This window comes from Egicoccus sp. AB-alg2, assembly GCF_041821065.1.
GTDB lineage: Bacteria > Actinomycetota > Nitriliruptoria > Nitriliruptorales > Nitriliruptoraceae > Egicoccus.
In genome coordinates, this window is the sequence record NZ_JBGUAX010000002.1 from 279,535 (window position 1) to 296,291 (window position 16,757).

Here is a 16,757-nt window from a genome sequence, read left to right on the forward strand (position 1 = left end):
GGTGGTGCCTACGCTGGCGAACGCCGACGCCGCCAGCGAGCTGGGGTTCCGATGTCCTCGCGCAAGCTGACCCTCGACCTGCATCCGATCTTCGACCGGGGCCGGGAGATCGACGCCGCCTTGGCGCAGGCGATGGACGAGGCCGAGGCGCGCAAGGCCAAGCAGCTCGAGATCATCTGCGGCAAGGGTTCGGGCGCGCTGAAGAAGCGGGTGCTGCGCTTCCTGGACCAGAAGCACGTCCGCCGGCGCTACCACCGCGTCGACAAGGACCCGGGCAACTCCGGCCACCTGTACGTGCACTTTCGCTGGTCACGCGGCCAGTGAGCCGCGCGCAGGCGGGCCTCCCCGCCCCCACGCCAACGCACCAGCCTGCCGGAGCCACCACGTGAACGCGCCACCGCAACTGCCCGACGACCTTCCCGCGATCCGTCACGCCACGCCGCTCGGTGGCGGGGACACGGCCCGGGCCTGGCGCGCCCAACTCGCCGACGGCCACCACGTCGTGGTCAAGGCCACGCCCTACGACGCGGGCCTGGAGGCCGAAGGGCTGCGGGTCCTGGCCGAGGCCGGCGGCCCGGTGCCAGCGGTGCTGGGTGTCGCGCAGCACGTCCTGGTCATGGAGCACGTCGCCGGGCCGGCGGACTGGGAGCGGCTGGGCGCGGCGCTGGCCCACGTGCACGGCCACCACGGCGAGGGTTTCGGCTGGTACCGCGACAACGTGATCGGCCCCCTCCCCCAGCGAAACGGCTGGCGGGACTCGTCCGGCGCGTTCGTGGTGGAACGCCGAATCCGTCCGTACCTCGACGACCTTCCGCACGAGGTCGCCCGGCGACTGGCCGCCGCCTGCGACGGTCCGCTGCCGGACCTGCTCGACGCGCACGCCCCCGCCCCGAGCCTCGTCCACGGCGATCTCTGGACCGGCAACGTCGTCGACGGTCGTTGGCTGGTCGACCCGGCCGTGCACCACGCCGACCGGGAGACCGACCTCGCCATGCTGACCCTGTTCGGCGCGCCGCCGCCGGCCTTCTGGAGCGGCTACGAGGCGGTGGCGCCGCTCCCGGACGGCTGGCGCCGGCGACGTCCGGCCCTGCAACTTCCGCCGCTGCTCGTCCACGTGCGTCTGTTCGGCCACGGCTTCGTCCCGAGCGTCGTTCGGGCGCTCGACGCCGCCGGCCTGCCCTGACCCGGCGCGGCGGCCTGGCGGTCAGACCGGCCGGCGGGCGAAGAACGGATAGCCGTGGACGTCGTAGCTGCGGGCGTTGGCCTCGCCGGGTGCGTCGGCGAACGTGTCCACGGGATCACCGACCTCGACGTCGACGAACCCGGCCGCGTGCAGCAGCGCGACCCAGCCGTCCACGGTCTGCCCGCCGGCGATGCAGTCGGTCCAAAGGTCGATGTTGCAGGCCGCCTCGGCAGGCACGGCGCGCCCCAGCGCGATGTCCGCGAACTGCAACCGTCCTCCCGGTCGCAGCACGCGGTGGATCTCGGCGAACGCGCGCCGCTTGTCGGCGACGAGGTTGATGACGCCGTTGGAGATCACGACGTCGGCCCACCCGTGCTCGACGGGCAGGTCCTCGATGATCCCCTCGCGGAACTCGACGTGGTCGTGACCGAGAAGACGCGCCGTGTCACGGGACTTCCTGAGCATCTCCGGGGTCATGTCGACGCCGACGACCGCGCCGCCCGGGCCAACGAGGTGAGCCGCGACGAACGCGTCGAAGCCCCCACCGGAACCCACGTCGACGACGTGGTCGTCCTGCCCGAGCGGACGCAGGCAGAACGGGTTCGCGACCCCGGCGAAGGATTCCACAGCACGGTCCGGCAACCGGTCCACCAGGGTTGCGTCGTAGCCGAGCCGCGCCGCCAGAGGCCGGCCCGTGTGGAAGTGGAACGCACCATCCGGGTCGGTCGCCACCGTCCGGTACTTGCTCCGGACCGACGCACGCAGCGCCTCGGGGTCGACTTCGGGTCGCTCGTGCTGGTGCACGTCGGTTCGTCGCAGATCACCAACGGTCATGTCCGCCTCCTCGGCTCGTCACGGGTCCCACATCCCGTAGGACGTCGAGCGGTGCCGGCGAATTGCACGACGTGGCGGATGCAATCGGTGCACGGCGCCGAACGTCCTCTCCGACACCGGGGGGACGACCCCGGGCTGCCACCGGCAGCACCACCGAGGGAGGGACCACCATGACCACCGTCACGGCACGCAACGGCATCGACGTCGGGCAACTCGTGGAGACCATCGAGGCCATTCGCGGCGACGAGGGGCTCGCCGCGTTCACGTTCCGGGCGAACAGCCGCTGGGAGGGCGGCACGCACAATGTCGGCACGATCGGTGCCTTCACGCACGCCGGCGCCACCGACGACACCCGCCAGGTGCCCTTCGTGCTCCACGGGGACGAGCCACCGGTGCTGCTCGGCAGCAACGAGGGACCCAACGCCGTCGAACTCGTCCTGCAGGCGCTGGCCTTCTGCTACGCCGTCGGCTACGTCGCCAACGCCGCCGCGCGTGGGATCGACATCGACCGGATGGAGTACGAGGTGGAGGGCGACTTCGACGTCCGCGCGTTCCTCGGCCTCGAGGGTGCGCGGCCCGGGTTCACGCGGATCCGTGTCACCGGTCGCGTCTCGAGCTCCAACGCGACGGACGAGCAGCTGCGCGACCTGTGTGACTACGTGCAGCAGACCTCGCCCGTGCGCGACGTTCTGGCCCACCCGACGCCCGTGGAGACCCACCTGGAGATCGTCTGAATCGCTGGACACGCCGCCCGGCGGGCGCCAGGGTGGGACGTGGGGGTACGCCGTGCTGCAGAGGAGCGAACGGGACGCGCTGCGACAGCTCGCCCACGCCGAGCTGCCGCGGCTGTACGCCCTCGCACGGCGGCTGGGCGGCGGCGACCCGGAGGACCTGGTCCAGGAGACGCTGCTGCGGGCCTGCCGGTCCTTCGGTTCGCTGCGTGACGTGCGGGCCGGCCCGAAGTGGCTGACCACCATCCTCACCAACGTCTGGCGGGACTGGCTGCGCCACGAGCACCGCGTCCCCGACGAGGTACCGGTCGACGACGAGGACGGCTTCTCGCTGTACCGGACGTTGGAGGAGGAGGACCCGTTCCCCTACTCCGACACCCTCCACGTCGACTTCCTCGGAGCCTTCTCCGAGCACGACGTCCACGTCGTCCTCCAGCGGATCCCGCCGCTGTACCGCGCCCCGTTGGTGCTGCGCTACGTCGAGGGGTGCAGCGTCGACGAGGTCGCGCGGATGCTCGAACGGCCGGCCGGCACGGTGATGTCCCAGCTGCACCGGGGCCGGCAGCGGTTCGAGCGTGAGCTGTGGCGCTACGCCGAGGAGTCGGGACTGCTCTCCGGCGCCGCCGGTGAACCGCACCTGCAGGAGGCCGCCCCATGACGCCAGCGATGGGTTGCGCCGACGCCGTCCGGAACCTGTGGGAGTACCTCGACGGCGAACTCGCTCGCCACGACCACGACGCGCTCGAGGCACACCTTGACTGGTGCCGCCGCTGCTGCGGCGAGCTGGCGCTGGCCGAGGAACTGCGCAGCCTGCTGACGGACCGAACCACGACCGACGTGCCGGTCGACGTCCTCGACCGGCTGGAGACGTTCGTGGCGGGACTGCACGACGACGACGGGAAGGTGCACGGATGACCGACCAGGCCGCTCGGGACCTGCTGTTCCAGGACGACGTCCGCGCCGCGGTGCGCAGCGCCTACGGCGGCATCCCGACGGGTGCCGGACGGGCCATGGCGGCGCGGCTCTACGCGCCCGAGGAGCTCGCGCTCGTTCCCGACGCGGCCATCGACTGGGCATTGGGTGTCGGCAACCCGACCAGGTACGCCGCCATCGCCCGCGGTGAGGTGGTCCTGGACGTCGGCTGCGGCGGGGGCATCGACAGCGTGCTCGCGGCGCGACGGGTCGGCGACGAAGGGCGGGTCGTCGGTCTCGACCTGCTGCCCGAGATGCGCGATCGCGCTCGACGCGCCGCCGGGGATGCCGGCGTGGCGGACCGGTGCGAGTTCCGGGTCGGCGAGATGGAGGCCATCCCCCTGGCCGACGACTCGGTGGACGTCGTCGTGTCCAACGGCGTGCTCAACCTCTCGCCACGAAAGAGTCGCGCCCTCGCCGAGGCCGCCCGGGTGCTGCGCCCGGGCGGTCGGCTGTGCATCGTCGACCTCGCCGTCGACGACGACCTGCCAGACGAGGTGCTGTCGAGCCCCGCCGCGTGGGCCGGCTGCATCGCCGGCGCCGTCTCGCAAGGCGTCCTGGCCAAGAAGCTCGCGAACGCCGGCTTCGACGCGATCCGGATCGAGCGCCTGGAGGCCTTCGGCATCGACGACGTGGCGCTCTACCCGCTGTTCACCGACGACGTGCTGACGATGATGCGCCGACTGCTGGCGGCAGACGCCCAGGTCGCGCTCAGCGTGCTCGTGCAGGCCCGCATGCCCTGATCCGCCCGCGGGAGGCGGCCCTACCAGCCGTTGGTGTGCTGGCCCGGGTCCAGCCCGTAGAAGAGCCGGTCGAAGACCTGCCGCACGTGACGCTGGTGGCGTCGGCGGTCCTCCTCGAGGTCCTGCCAGCGACCGCGCGGGTAGCCCATCGAGCGGGCCAGCAGCTCCAGCGTCTGCGGGTTGGCCGGCACCACGTCCACGTCACGCTGACGCAGCAGGTACAGCCGGTTGCGCACGAGCGACAGGAACCGGTAGCCCTCCCGCAGGCACTTGGCGTCGGCGTGGTCGAGCAGGCTCGCGTCCTGGGCGCCGTCCAACGCCGCCATCGTCGCGGTGCTGCGCACGGCGGTCTCCGTGGACCCGTGCTGCAGTTGCAGCATCTGCACGATCCATTCGACGTCCGAGAGCCCGCCGGGTCCGAGCTTGAGGTGCCGTTCCGGATCGACCCGACGCGGGATCCGCTCCTTCTCGATGCGCGCCTTCATGCGACGGATCCGCTGCGCGTCACGCTCGCCGAACTCGGCCGGGTACGCCAGGTCGCGGGCGGCGTCGACCATCCGCTGGCCGAGGTCGCGGTCGCCGGCCACGACCCGCGCTTTCAGCAGCGCCTGCGCCTCCCACGGTTCGGACCAGCGGCTCCAGTACGTCAGGTACGACCCGAGGGACCGTGACAACGGCCCGTTGCGGCCTTCCGGTCGCAGGTCCGCATCGACCTCGAAGGCGGTGCCCTCGGCGGTGATGTCCGACAGCGACCGCATGACGTTGCCGGCGACCGTCAGCGCGAGCTTGTTGGCGTCCGACTCGTCGGCGCCCTCGGCCACGTCGTGCACGAACAGCACGTCGAGGTCCGAGACGTAGTTGAGCTCGCGGCCCCCGAGCTTGCCCATCCCGACGATCGCGACGGAGACCGGCAGGTCGTCGGGCGATTCCAGCCCCCGTTCGCGGGCCTGACGCCGCAACTCGGCACGCAGCGCCCCCGTCAGGCAGGCCTCGCCGAGGGCCGTCAGCTCCTCCCCGACCCCCGAGACGGTCGTCGCGTCGGCCAGGTCGCGCAGCACGATGCGCAGCAGTTCCAGCCGCTTGAAGCGCCGCAGCGCCGCGGTCGTGTCCTGCCAGTGCAGGCGTCCCATCGCCATGCGCACGAGGTCGTCGCGGGTGCGTGGCCGGTCCCGGAGGTGGTCGTCACGCAGCCAGTCGATGCCCTGCGGCTGGCTGACCAGCAACTCGCCGGCGACCCGGCTGGTGCCGAGGACGCGGGCCAGCAGCTCGGACGCGGGCGGATGGTCGCGCAGGTGCTCGAGCAGCTTGGCGGTGTCGCCTTGCGCGTCGACCAGCTCGCGGAAGCTCTTGAGTCCCGTGTCGGGGTCGGGGGTGTCCTGCAGCAGGCTCAGGATCGCGGGCAACACGGCCCGCATCGTGCGCGCACGCCGGCTGACGCCGGCCGTCATGGCCCGCACGTGACGCAGCGCGGCGCGCCCGTCGCGGAAGCCCAGGGCCACCAGGCGTTCCTCGGCGGCGGTGTCGCCCATCCGCTTGGCCTCGACCGGCACCGACAACCCGGCGGCCTCGGCCGGGATGGTGGCGTAGGTTTCCAGCAGCGGGCGGTAGAACAGCTTGGCGTGCAGCTCCCGGACGCGGGTCTGCACCCGGTTGAGCTCGCGCAGGAATGGCGTGCGGGCCGGTTCCTCGCCGTCGCTGCGGTAGCCCAGCGACCGGGCCAGCCACTCCTGGCGGTCGGCGTCGTCGGGGATGGTGTGGGTGCGCCGCTCGTGGGCGAGCTGCAGACGGTGCTCGACGGTGCGCAGCATCCGGTAGGCGTCGGCGAACGCCTCCGCGTCCTCCTCGGCCACGTACCCGTTGCGCTGCAGGGCCCGCAGGGTCGGCAGCGTGCCGGTCAGCCGCAGCGAGCGGTCGCCGCGCCCGTGGACCAGTTGCAGCAGCTGGACCGCGAACTCGATGTCGCGCAGCCCACCGGGTCCGAGCTTGAGCTGGCGCTCGCCGTGGCGGACCACCTCCGGCTTGGCCTCGATGCGCGACTTCATCTCGCGGACCTCGGCGACCACGTCGGCGTCGAGGCGGTCGGGCCACACGAACGGCTCCGCCTTGGCCAGCAGCTCGGCACCGAGCGCCCGGTCGCCGGCGACCGGGCGCGCCTTCAGCAGTGCCTGGAATTCCCACGTCTTGGCCCACCGCTCCCAGTAGGCCACGAACGAGGCCACCGGCCGCGACAGCGGGCCGGACCGACCCTCGGGCCGAAGGGTCGGGTCGACCTCGTACGCGCGCCCCATCGTGGTGGACGCGTTGAGCAGCTCCAGGCAGCGGGTGAACACCTGCTTGGCCTCACGCGTGGCCTGCTCGGCCGCACCCTCGGCGTCCGGTGACACCGGCTCGTGCACGAACACGACGTCCACGTCGGAGACGTAGTTGAGCTCCTCACCGCCGAGCTTGCCCATGCCGATGACGCTCAGCCGGGCGCAGGGCGACCCCTGCGCGACCTCCTCGTGCACCGCACGGACCGTGCCCTCGAGCACGGCCTCGGCCAGGCGCGCGAGCTCCGCCCCCACCTCTTCGACGTCGGCGATGCCGGTCAGGTCCCGGGCCGCGATGTCGGCGGTCGCGCCGCGCCGGATGCTGGCGACCGCCGCCGCCTGCCGGGGCGGGTCGTCCTCCGCGCGGATCGCGTCGGCGACCTGGTCGGCGACCCGGTCGACGTCGACCGGCTCCAGGGTCCGCAGCGCGTGGACGGCGTCGGGGTGCAGCGAGAGCAGGTCGCCGAGCGGCCGCGACACGCCGCCGACCGCGATCACGCGGGCGAGCCAGTCCTCCTCGTCGCGGACCTCGCCGTACAGCGAGGGATGGCGGGAGGCCAGCTCGGTGAGGCAGTTGAGCGCGTCCGACGGGTCGGCCGCCCGCGAGAGTGCGGAGAGCAGCTCGTCGTCGAGCTGCTCGTTGCGCAGCAGGCCGGCCTCGTCCAGGCGCTGCCGTGCGCGGTCGGGGTCGAGCCCGGCCGCCGCGAGGCGGGCCCGCACGGAACGTCGGCGCGGGGTGGCCATCGCTATAGCAGCGGCAGGTAGCGATCGAGCTCGAACGTGGTCACGTGGGCCTGGTACTCGTCCCACTCACGCCGCTTGTTGGCCAGGAAGAACGCGAACAGGTGCTCGCCGAGCGTCTCCGCGACCAGCTCGGAGTTCTCCATGACCGCCAGCGCCTCGCCCAGGCTGGCCGGCAGACGCTCGATGCCCGAGGCGGCACGCTCCGCCGGGGTCAGCTCGAAGGCGTTCTCCTCCGACTCCTCGGGCAGCTCGTAGCCCTCCTCGATGCCCTTCAGCCCGGCCGACAGGATCAGCGCGAACGCCAGGTAGGGGTTGGTGGCCGGGTCCGGCGCGCGGTACTCGATGCGGGTCGAGGCACCCTTGCGCGGCTTGTACATCGGCACCCGCACGAGCGCGCTGCGGTTGGAGTGGCCCCAGGTGACGAAGATCGGCGCCTCGCCGGACGGCTGGGGTCCGTGCAGCCGCGCGGTCAGCCGCTTGTAGGAGTTCACCCACTGGTTGGTGACGGCAGTGATCTCGCGGGCGTGCCGCAACAGTCCGGCCGTGAAGGCACGGGCGGTCGGCGAGAGGTGGTACGAGTCACCGGCGTCGTGGAACGCGTTGTTGTCGCCCTCGAACAGCGACAGGTGCAGGTGCATCGCACTGCCCCACTCCCCCTCCATGGGCTTGGGCATGAAGGTCGCGTAGATGCCCCGCTGCAGCGCCGTCTCCTTCACGACGAGGCGGAACGTCATGATGTTGTCCGCCATCGTCAGGGCGTCGGCGTAGCGCAGGTCGATCTCGTGCTGCGACGGCGCCACCTCGTGGTGCGAGAACTCGACGGAGATCCCCATGCGCTCCAGCGTGTTGATCGTCTGCCGCCGGAAGTCCTGCTGCACGTCGAGGGGCGTCATGTCGAAGTACGAGCCGTTGTCCAGCGGCTTGGTCGACTCCGCACTCTCGAACAGGAAGAACTCCATCTCCGGGTGCACGTAGAACGTGAACCCCATGTCCGCGGCCCGCTCGAGCGTGCGCTTGAGCACGTAGCGCGGATCCGCGCCGAACGGCTGGCCGTCCGGGGTCAGGATGTCGCAGAACATCCGCGCGACGCCCTGCGACTCCGGCCGCCACGGCAGGATCTGGAACGTCGAGGCATCCGGGACGACCAGCATGTCGGCTTCCTGGACGCGCGCGAACCCCTCGATGGAGGAGCCGTCGAAGCCGATGCCCTCCGTGAAGGCGTTTTCCAGTTCGGCCGCCGTGATCGCGACGCTCTTCAGGAAGCCCTGCACGTCGGTGAACCACAGCCGGATGAAGCGGACGTCGCGCTCCTCGACGGTGCGGAGCACGTACTCCTGCTGCTTGTCCATGTGGCGAGACCCCGGGTCGGCCCGCGGCCGGCAGGCCGCGATCACACCGGCAGCGTAGTGAGTCGGTCGACGGCCACCGACGTGGCCGGCGGGTCACTCGCCGGCTCACTCGAACAGGACGCTGACGCTCTCGCGCATGGCGATGCGGCGGATGGCCTCGCCGAAGAGGGCGGCGACCGACACGACCGTGATCTTCGGCAGGTCGTCGTCGGCGCCGCGGTCGATCGTGTCGGTCACGAACAACTCACCGATGTGGCTGTCCCCCAGCCGCCGCAGCGCGGCGCCGCGCAGCAGGCTGTGGGTCACGGCGGCCGACACCGACGCCGCCCCACGCTCGTGCAGCAGGCGGGCCGCCTCGATGAGCGTGCCGCCGGAGACGGTGAAGTCGTCCACGATCAGCGCGTGCCGACCGGCCACGTCACCGATGAGGTCGAGCACCTCGGCGGTCTCCGTGTGGTCGATGCGCTGCTTGTCCGCGATGGCCAATGGCGCCCCCAGCCGGGTCGCGTACAGCCGTGCCTTCTTCGCGAAGCCGGCGTCCGGGGAGACGACCACGAGGCCACCGGTCCTCCGGGCCGCCACGCGATCGCAGAGCACGGGCATCGCGTAGAGGTCGTCGACCGGGATGCGGAAGAAGCCCTGCACCTGCGGGGCGTGCAGGTCCATCGTCACGACCCGGTCCGCGCCGGCCGCCTCGATCGCATCCGCGCACACCCGGGCCCGGATCGACACGCGCGGCTCGTCCTTCTTGTCGCCCTTCGCGTAGCTGAAGTAGGGCATCACGACGGTGACGGTGCGGGCGCTGGCGCGCTTGAGCGCATCGATCCAGAACAACAACTCCATGAAGTTGTCGTTGGCCGGCGGGCCGGTGCCCTGGACGAGGACCACGTCGCGTTCGCGGACGCTCACGGGCACCCGCACGAAGGTGTTGCCCTCGGAGAAGCGCAGCGCCTCGCCCTCCTCGAGCGGGTGGTCGAGGTAGTCCGCGATGGCGCCGGCCAGCCGACGGTTCGCCGAACCGGCCAGCAACACGATGTCGAGCGGCTCCGCCATGCCGTCGACCCTAGCCGAGCCGGTCCGGCGGCCCCGGACCACCGTTCGTCCGGCTGCCGGACCCAGCCGACGACCGGAAACGGCCGCGCCCTCCCTCGAGGCGCGGCCGCGTCCGACTCCCTCCCGGGTCGTCACTCCTCGACGGGTTCGGCCACCGGCGCACTCGCCGTCCGTGGCGAGAACCCGTACTCGCCGCCCGTGCTGAGCCCCGGGCCGTGGACCAGCTCCGGGTAGCCCGGCACGCCGTGCTCGTGGACGTCGAGGCCCTCGATCTCCTCCTGCTCGGACACGCGCAGGAAGTCGGCAGCCTTCAGCGCGAGGAACAGGGTCCCGACCGTCACGCCGACGAAGCCGACCACGGCCACGACGCCGAGCGCCTGCACCGCCAGCAGCCCCGCGCCGCCGCCGTAGAACAGGCCGTCCTCGACGTGGGCGAGCCCGACCCAGAGGGTGCCGAGGATGCCGCACACGCCGTGCACGGAGCTCGCGCCGACCGGGTCGTCGATGCGTAGCGCGTCGATCGAGGCGACCGCCACGCTGACCAGTCCACCGGCCAGCAGGCCGACGGCCAGGGCCATGAGGTGCGACACGGAATCGGCGCCGGCCGTGATCCCGACCAGGCCAGCCAGGATGCCGTTGGCCGTCATCGCGACGTCGAACTTTCCGCTTCGGAAGCGGGTGAACAGGGCCGCGGACAGGCCGCCGGCGCACCCGGCCATGGCGGTGGTGACGATCACGTGTCCGAGGACCGGACCGTCCAGAGCCAGCACCGAGCCACCGTTGAACCCGAACCAGCCGAAGAACAGCAACAGGGTGCCCAGCGCCGCCAGCGGCATGGAGTGGCCGGGGATCGCGCGTGGACGGCCGGTCCTCGCGTCGAACTTGCCGATCCGGGGACCGATGATCGCGGCGGCCACGAGGGCGGCGGCGCCACCGGTCAGGTGCACGATCGTGGAGCCGGCGAAGTCGGTGAAGCCGAGCTCCGACAGCCAGCCGCCACCCCAGGTCCAGGCGCCGACGATCGGGTAGATCAACCCGGTCAGCACCATCACGACCACGAGGTAGGCGCCGAACTTGATCCGCTCGGCGACCGCGCCCGACACGATCGTCGCCGCCGTCGCTGCGAACATGGCCTGGAACGCGAAGTCGATCTCCGTGGTGATGAGCTGCCCGCCACCGCCGGTGGCGTCCGACAGCAGGAACCCGCTGGTGCCGATGAAGCCGCCGGCGCTGTCGCCGTACATGAACGCCCAGCCGACCACGTAGTACGTGACCGTCCCGAGCGCGATGGTCAACAGGTTCTTGCCGATGATGTTCGCGGCGTTCTTCTGCCGCGTCATGCCGGCCTCGAGCATCGAGAAGCCGGCGTGCATCAGGAAGACCAGGCCGGTCGCGAAGGTCAGGTACAGGGTCATGGCGAAGACGTTGAGCGCTTCAAGGTCCACCGTGTCCTCGACCTGCGCGAAGGCGGGGACCGCCGCCAGCACCAGCAACGTGGCCGTGACCACACCCAACTTCAGCAGTCGTCTCACGTGGTTGTCTCCAAGAGGTCGTCGTCCGGGACCGCACATCTGCTGCGTGGCGGACACTCTCGTGAGCGGCTGTTGCCCCGGGTTGTGGTCCGTGTTTCGAACGTGTGTCGAACCAGCCGCACGGTGTGAAGAGTCCGTTTCGTCGACGCCCACGGTGGACGGCAGCGATGGACGGCGGCGTGGACGGCGGCGTGGACGGCGGCGGTGGACGGCGGTGCACGCCCCGGCCGGGGGCATGGCCGGTGGCGACCGCTAGCGTCGGCGACCCACTGCCTCGGAGGCTTCCGTGCCGCTGCGTCTCGCCCTCGCCCAGATCCGCGCCCAGGTCGGCGACATCGACGGCAACGTCCGGCGCGTCCTCGCGGCCTGGAACGAGGCCGCCGAGCAGGGCGCCGACCTGGTCGTCTTCACGGAGCTGACCACGACCGGCTACCCGCCCGAGGACCTGCTGCTCAAGCCCGAGTTCGTGCAGGCCAACCTCGACGCGGTCCGGCGCCTCGCACACGAGGGCCCGGCGGGGACGGTGGCGGTCGTCGGCTACGTCGGCACGGAGGAGGGCGACCTCGTCCGCGACGACCCGGGCCACCCGGCGGGCTGGGAGGTGGCCTCCGCGGCCGGCGACGCACTGACCAACTCCGCCGCCGTCCTGGCCGAGGGTCGGGTCGTGGCGACCTACGACAAGTTCCGCCTCCCCAACTACGGCGTCTTCGACGAGGCGCGCTACTTCACCCCGCGCGACGAGCCGCTGGTCGTGCGCGTCGCCGGCGTGCCGGTCGGCATCACCGTGTGCGAGGACCTGTGGGTGGAGCAAGGCCCGGTCGGTCACGCCGCCGAGCACGGCGCCCGCGTGGTGGTGAACCTCAACGCCTCCCCCTACCACCGCGGCAAGCGCGAGGAGCGCGAGCACTGGGCCGACACCCACGTCCGGCGCGACGGCACCTGGTTGGCCTACGTCAACGTCGTCGGCGGCCAGGACGACGTGGTGTTCGACGGCGACTCGTTCCTCATGGCACCCGACGGCGAGGTGGTGGCCCGCGGCGCACAGTTCGTCGAGGACCTGGTCGTCGTTGACGTCGAGGTGGAGCCGACCGAGCTCGCGGACGTCCCGGACCTGCCGGGCGGGCCCTCGTCGCGGCCGACGCTCGCGTCCCACCGCACGGCCGAGCGCCTGGACCCCGTCGGCGAGGTCTGGCACGCCCTGGTCACCGCCACCCGCGACTACTGCCATCGCAACGGCTTCACGGAGGCCGTGATCGGGCTGTCGGGCGGGATCGACTCGGCCGTCGTGGCGGCCGTCGCCGCCGATGCCCTGGGCGGGCAGAACGTGCTGGGTGTGGCGATGCCCTCGCCCTACTCCAGCGAACACTCGCTCGCCGACGCCCGGCGACTGGCGGACAATCTCGGCTGCCCCTACCACGAGCTGCGGATCGACACGCCGTTGCGGTCGGTGGGCGAGGTGCTCGGTGACCTGGTCGTGACCGGCTTCGGCGAGCAGCGCGACGACGGCCGCGAGCCCGGCGTCGCCTACGAGAACCTCCAGGCGCGCCTGCGCGGGCTGTTGGTGATGGCGCTGTCGAACGAACGCGGCTCCATCGTGCTGACGACGGGCAACAAGTCCGAGTACGCGGTCGGCTACGCCACCCTGTACGGGGACATGGCCGGCGGGTTCGCGCCGCTGAAGGACGTCCCGAAGCTGCTCGTGTACGAGTTGGCCCGCTGGCGCAACTCCAAGCTCGCGGCCGACGGCGACCCGGGCGAGGTGATCCCCACCTCCACGATCGAGAAGGCCCCGTCGGCGGAGCTGCGCCCCGACCAGCGCGACGAGGACAGCCTGCCGCCCTACGCGGTCCTCGACGACATCATCGAGGGCTACGTCGAGCAGGACCTCGGCATCGCCGGGCTGGTCGAACGCGGCCACGACGAGGACACGGTGCGCCGGGTGCTGCAGCTGGTGGACCGCGCCGAGTTCAAGCGCCGCCAGGCCGCACCGGGTCCGAAGATCACGCGCCGGGCATTCGGCCGGGACCGGCGCGTGCCGATGACGAACGGCTGGCGCGGCTGACACGCCCGCCCCCGTCGAGCGGCTGCCGGGGTGCCGCGTCAGTCGTCGAAGGCCAGCGGGCCGTCCTCGAGGTCGTCGAGGTCGTCGACCTCGTGGACGCGCAGCACCTCGCCCCGTTCCAGGATGCGGCGCACCCGACGCTGCTGGCGTTCCGAGCCGATGCGGACGCCGACACCGACGCCGCCCGGGACCATCGGCGCGAACGTCCGCTCCCACGAACTCGCCATCGTCGGCGTGGACAGCAGGCCCGTCAGCACGCCGATGCTGGCGCCGAAGGCGGCCCCGCCGCCGGCGCCGGCGGTGATCGCGAACAGCGTCGGTTCGGTGGTCAGGGCCAGCAGCACCGCGCCGAACACCGCACCGGGCGGCGCGCCGTACAGCAGCCCCCGGGCCGCCCGGCCGCCCAGCGCCAGCGAGCTGCCGAGGTCGGTCTGACGGTCCCCGTAGCGGCCGGCGGTCGTCACCTCGACCCGCCCCAGCAGCCGGATCGAGCCGCCGTCCACGCCGGCGCGGGACAACCGCTCGATGGTCTGGCGGGCGTCGGAGCCGTTGCGGTGCACGGCCACGACGTCGGGCACGCCGGCGCTGCGGGTCATGGGCTCGACGACCTCCTCCGGCGGCAGCCTACGACGACCACGGCGCGACCCCGGACGGTGTGCCGGCCGCGCGATGGTGGCGGACCGGCGTCGACAGGGCACACTGGCGGGCGTCCACCGACAGACGACCGCTGGACCCGCCTCGGCGGGCCGGCAGGGATGGAGTCCCCGGTGTCCGTTCACGTGTCCGAGAACACGGCCGCCCGGCGGCGGCCCGTCAGCATCCACGACCTGCGCGCCGCGAAGGAACGTGGCGAGAAGTTCGCGATGCTGACCTCCTACGACTACAGCTCCGCGGCCCTGCTCGACGAGTTGGGTGTCCCGGTCCTGCTGGTCGGCGACAGCCTGGGCATGGTGGTGCTCGGCTATGACTCGACGGTGCCCGTCACCCTCGACGAGATGCTCCACCACACCCGGGCGGTGGCCCGCGGCGCGCCCAACGCCATCGTGGTCGGTGACCTGCCCTTCGGCACCTACCAGGACGGCCCGTCCCAGGCGCTGGCGTCCGCGACCCGCATGCTGAAGGAGGGCGGGGCGAACGCCGTCAAGCTCGAGGGCGGCGGCGCGATGGTCGAGGTGACCGCCCGCCTGGTCGCCGCCGGCATCCCGGTCATGGGCCACCTGGGACTCACGCCCCAGTCCGTCAACCAGTTCGGCGGCTTCAAGGTGCAGGGCCGCGACGACGACGCCGCGCGGCAACTGCTGGAGGACGCCGGGGCGCTGGCCGAGGCGGGGGCGTTCGCCATCGTGCTCGAGTGCGTCCCCAGCGAACTCGGGGCACGGGTCACCGCGGCGATCGACGTGCCGACCATCGGCATCGGCGCCGGTCCGGACACGGACGGCCAGGTGCTGGTCTGGCACGACCTGCTCGGGCTGACGACCGGGCGTCTACCCCGCTTCGTCAAGCAGTACGCCGACCTGCGCTCGGAGATCTCCGGGGCGATCAAGGCGTTCGTGAGCGAGGTGGCCGACGGCGAGTACCCCGCGCCCGAGCACACGTACTGATTGGCGGCCGGTTCCTTCGAACCGGGTGACGCTGCCGCGCCGGTGGCGGGCCCCAACCGTCACCGGCCGCACGCTGCAATGGCTCAGATCGTTGCCGTCCGGCTCGTTCGAACCGGGTGACGCTGCCGCGCCGGTGGCGGCCCCAACCGTCACCGGCCGCACGCTTCGTCACCGGTTGCGGCGGGAGGTGAGCTGACGGGCGAGCCGGGCCAGGTCGCCGAGCGCGTGTGGCGTGCGCGGCCCCCACCACGACAGGGCGGTGCCGTCGACCAGCCGCGTGCGCGCGGACCAGTCGTCGAACACGGCACGGTCGTCCTGTCCGAAGGCGTAGGGCTCGTCCGGCAGCAGCACCACCTCGGGGTCCAGCGCGGCGACCTCCGACAGCCGGTGGCGGGGGTAGCGGCCGTCCGGTGCAGAGGGCACCACGTCGAAGCCGCACCGGGTCAGGAGGTCGCCACCGAACGTGTCGCGCCCGAGCGCCCACCACCGCTCGTCCCCGGCCCGGCCGTCCGCCGGGACGCCGTCGCGCCAGACCGGGCAGAAAGCCGTCAGCCGGCATCGCGGGGCGGGCAGCTGGTCCAGCGCGCGCCGGATCGTCTGGGCGCTGCCGGCGCCGGCGCGCCCGACCCCCAGTACGGCGCCAAGCCGGGCCAGGGCGTCGGCGGCGTCGTCCACGGTGCGCACCCGGGTCACGTAGACCGCGATACCGGCCTCACGCAGGCGCCGCACGTCGAGCTCGCGGTTCTCCTCCTCGTTGGCGACCACGAGGTCGGGTGCGGCCGCGACGATGGCGCGAACGTCGGGGTTCTTCGTGCCGCGGACCCGCTGCGCCGTGGGAAAGGCCGATGGTGGTGCCACGCACCAGTCGGTGACGGCCACGAGCCGGTCGGCGAGCTGCCACCACCACAGCACCTCCGACAGGCTCGGCACCAGGCTGACCAGCCGCTCGGGGGCGTCCGGGACGCCGACGGTGGCGCCCAGGTCGTCGACGACCTCGCGCAGGATCGTCGTGCTCATCGGTCGGCCCGTGACGAGGTGTGCGTGCCCTCGACCTCCCTGGCCAGCACGTACAGGTAGTCGGCGCACCGGTTGAGGTAGCGCAGCGGTGCGTCGTCGGGCAGCTGCCCGGCACGCCGCATGGCCACCACGTGCCGTTCGGCCCGGCGGCACACCGTCCGGGCGAGGTCGAGTGCCGCGGCGGCACGCGATCCGCCCGGCACCACGAACTCCTGTGGCAGCGGATGCCGTTCCACACACGCGTCGATCCGGCCGTCCAGGGCGTCGACCATCGCGTCGTCCACGCGGCTCAGGCCGGGCTGCAGGCGCTCCCAGTGCTCCACCAGCGTCGCCAGCTGCGCCCCGACGACGAACAGTTCGCGCTGGACCTCCAGCACGAGGTCGTGGAGGTGGCCCGTCAGCTCGGCCCGGGCCAGCCCCAGCGCACTGCAGGTCTCGTCGACGGTGCCGTAGGCGGTCGTGCGCAGGTCGTCCTTGTCGACCCGACCGCCGTAGAGCAGCCCGGTCGTGCCGTCGTCGCCGCGCTTGGTGTAGACCTTCAAGCTTCGTCTCGTTCGCTCGTCGCCCGGCCGCCGAGCGTAGCCACGCGGGACCGGCGGCCCCTGCCGACGGCCGGCCGCTCGGCGC

At 72.3% G+C, this 16,757-nt stretch carries 16 protein-coding genes; 8 read left to right on the forward strand and 8 right to left on the reverse strand.

Going from position 1 to position 16,757, the window contains the following annotated elements:
• Positions 1 to 51: 51 nt before the first annotated feature.
• Together ACERM0_RS03970 and ACERM0_RS03975 are read left to right on the forward strand one after the other, a co-directional pair.
• On the forward strand, positions 52 to 324 hold the full coding sequence (locus tag ACERM0_RS03970) for a Smr/MutS family protein (RefSeq protein WP_373677214.1): 273 nt from the start codon (positions 52 to 54) through the stop codon (positions 322 to 324).
• Between the two features lie 61 nt (positions 325 to 385).
• Positions 386 to 1,183 (forward strand): fructosamine kinase family protein, encoded by a 798-nt coding sequence (locus ACERM0_RS03975; RefSeq protein WP_373677215.1) that lies wholly within the window; start codon positions 386 to 388, stop codon positions 1,181 to 1,183.
• Between the two features lie 21 nt (positions 1,184 to 1,204).
• On the opposite strand, the gene ACERM0_RS03980 is transcribed toward ACERM0_RS03975, so the two are convergent.
• Positions 1,205 to 2,017, reverse strand: a complete 813-nt coding sequence (locus tag ACERM0_RS03980; protein WP_373677216.1) for a methyltransferase domain-containing protein — start codon at positions 2,015 to 2,017, stop codon at positions 1,205 to 1,207.
• A gap of 170 nt (positions 2,018 to 2,187) precedes the next feature.
• Here ACERM0_RS03980 and ACERM0_RS03985 point away from each other — a divergent pair, with 170 nt between their 5' ends.
• The 4 genes from ACERM0_RS03985 to ACERM0_RS04000 are packed head-to-tail and all read left to right on the forward strand — an operon-like array spanning position 2,188 to position 4,463.
• Complete coding sequence (locus ACERM0_RS03985) at positions 2,188 to 2,751, forward strand: OsmC family protein (RefSeq protein ID WP_373677217.1); 564 nt, start codon at positions 2,188 to 2,190, stop codon at positions 2,749 to 2,751.
• Between the two features lie 52 nt (positions 2,752 to 2,803).
• Positions 2,804 to 3,406 (forward strand): RNA polymerase sigma factor, encoded by a 603-nt coding sequence (locus ACERM0_RS03990; protein ID WP_373677218.1) that lies wholly within the window; start codon positions 2,804 to 2,806, stop codon positions 3,404 to 3,406.
• Positions 3,403 to 3,663 carry a zf-HC2 domain-containing protein gene (locus tag ACERM0_RS03995; RefSeq protein ID WP_373677219.1) on the forward strand — a complete coding sequence of 87 codons (261 nt, stop codon included), beginning with the start codon at positions 3,403 to 3,405 and terminating at the stop codon, positions 3,661 to 3,663. Before ACERM0_RS03990 ends, ACERM0_RS03995 begins: the two co-directional genes overlap by 4 nt.
• Positions 3,660 to 4,463: a methyltransferase domain-containing protein gene (locus ACERM0_RS04000; RefSeq protein ID WP_373677220.1), complete on the forward strand. Its 804-nt coding sequence runs from the start codon at positions 3,660 to 3,662 to the stop codon at positions 4,461 to 4,463. Before ACERM0_RS03995 ends, ACERM0_RS04000 begins: the two co-directional genes overlap by 4 nt.
• 20 nt (positions 4,464 to 4,483) lie before the next feature.
• On the opposite strand, the gene ACERM0_RS04005 is transcribed toward ACERM0_RS04000, so the two are convergent.
• The 4 genes from ACERM0_RS04005 to ACERM0_RS04020 form a co-directional block, all read right to left on the reverse strand.
• Positions 4,484 to 7,516, reverse strand: coding sequence for a bifunctional [glutamine synthetase] adenylyltransferase/[glutamine synthetase]-adenylyl-L-tyrosine phosphorylase (locus ACERM0_RS04005; RefSeq protein WP_373677221.1), 3,033 nt, complete (start codon positions 7,514 to 7,516; stop codon positions 4,484 to 4,486).
• Positions 7,517 to 7,518: 2 nt separating this feature from the next.
• Positions 7,519 to 8,865: a type I glutamate--ammonia ligase gene (glnA, locus tag ACERM0_RS04010; RefSeq protein ID WP_373677222.1), complete on the reverse strand. Its 1,347-nt coding sequence runs from the start codon at positions 8,863 to 8,865 to the stop codon at positions 7,519 to 7,521.
• A 105-nt stretch (positions 8,866 to 8,970) separates the two neighbouring features.
• Positions 8,971 to 9,918, reverse strand: coding sequence for a ribose-phosphate diphosphokinase (locus ACERM0_RS04015; protein WP_373677223.1), 948 nt, complete (start codon positions 9,916 to 9,918; stop codon positions 8,971 to 8,973).
• Between the two features lie 131 nt (positions 9,919 to 10,049).
• Positions 10,050 to 11,450, reverse strand: coding sequence for an ammonium transporter (locus ACERM0_RS04020; RefSeq protein ID WP_373677224.1), 1,401 nt, complete (start codon positions 11,448 to 11,450; stop codon positions 10,050 to 10,052).
• Between the two features lie 286 nt (positions 11,451 to 11,736).
• Here ACERM0_RS04020 and ACERM0_RS04025 point away from each other — a divergent pair, with 286 nt between their 5' ends.
• Positions 11,737 to 13,512 carry an NAD+ synthase gene (locus ACERM0_RS04025; RefSeq protein WP_373677225.1) on the forward strand — a complete coding sequence of 592 codons (1,776 nt, stop codon included), beginning with the start codon at positions 11,737 to 11,739 and terminating at the stop codon, positions 13,510 to 13,512.
• Positions 13,513 to 13,550: 38 nt separating this feature from the next.
• Here the strand turns inward: ACERM0_RS04025 and ACERM0_RS04030 are convergent, their stop codons facing one another.
• The gene (locus ACERM0_RS04030; RefSeq protein ID WP_373677226.1) at positions 13,551 to 14,108 is read right to left on the reverse strand and encodes a hypothetical protein; all 558 of its coding nucleotides are present in this window, start codon (positions 14,106 to 14,108) and stop codon (positions 13,551 to 13,553) included.
• 159 nt (positions 14,109 to 14,267) lie between these two features.
• On the opposite strand from ACERM0_RS04030, the gene panB reads away from it, so the two are divergent.
• Positions 14,268 to 15,113: a 3-methyl-2-oxobutanoate hydroxymethyltransferase gene (panB, locus tag ACERM0_RS04035; protein WP_373677227.1), complete on the forward strand. Its 846-nt coding sequence runs from the start codon at positions 14,268 to 14,270 to the stop codon at positions 15,111 to 15,113.
• Positions 15,114 to 15,281: 168 nt separating this feature from the next.
• On the opposite strand, the gene ACERM0_RS04040 is transcribed toward panB, so the two are convergent.
• Both ACERM0_RS04040 and ACERM0_RS04045 read right to left on the reverse strand, forming a co-directional pair.
• Positions 15,282 to 16,130 (reverse strand): helical backbone metal receptor, encoded by an 849-nt coding sequence (locus ACERM0_RS04040; RefSeq protein ID WP_373677228.1) that lies wholly within the window; start codon positions 16,128 to 16,130, stop codon positions 15,282 to 15,284.
• Positions 16,127 to 16,672, reverse strand: coding sequence for a cob(I)yrinic acid a,c-diamide adenosyltransferase (locus ACERM0_RS04045; RefSeq protein ID WP_373677229.1), 546 nt, complete (start codon positions 16,670 to 16,672; stop codon positions 16,127 to 16,129). The genes ACERM0_RS04040 and ACERM0_RS04045 overlap by 4 nt, the downstream gene beginning before the upstream one ends.
• Between the last annotated feature and the right edge of the window lie 85 nt (positions 16,673 to 16,757).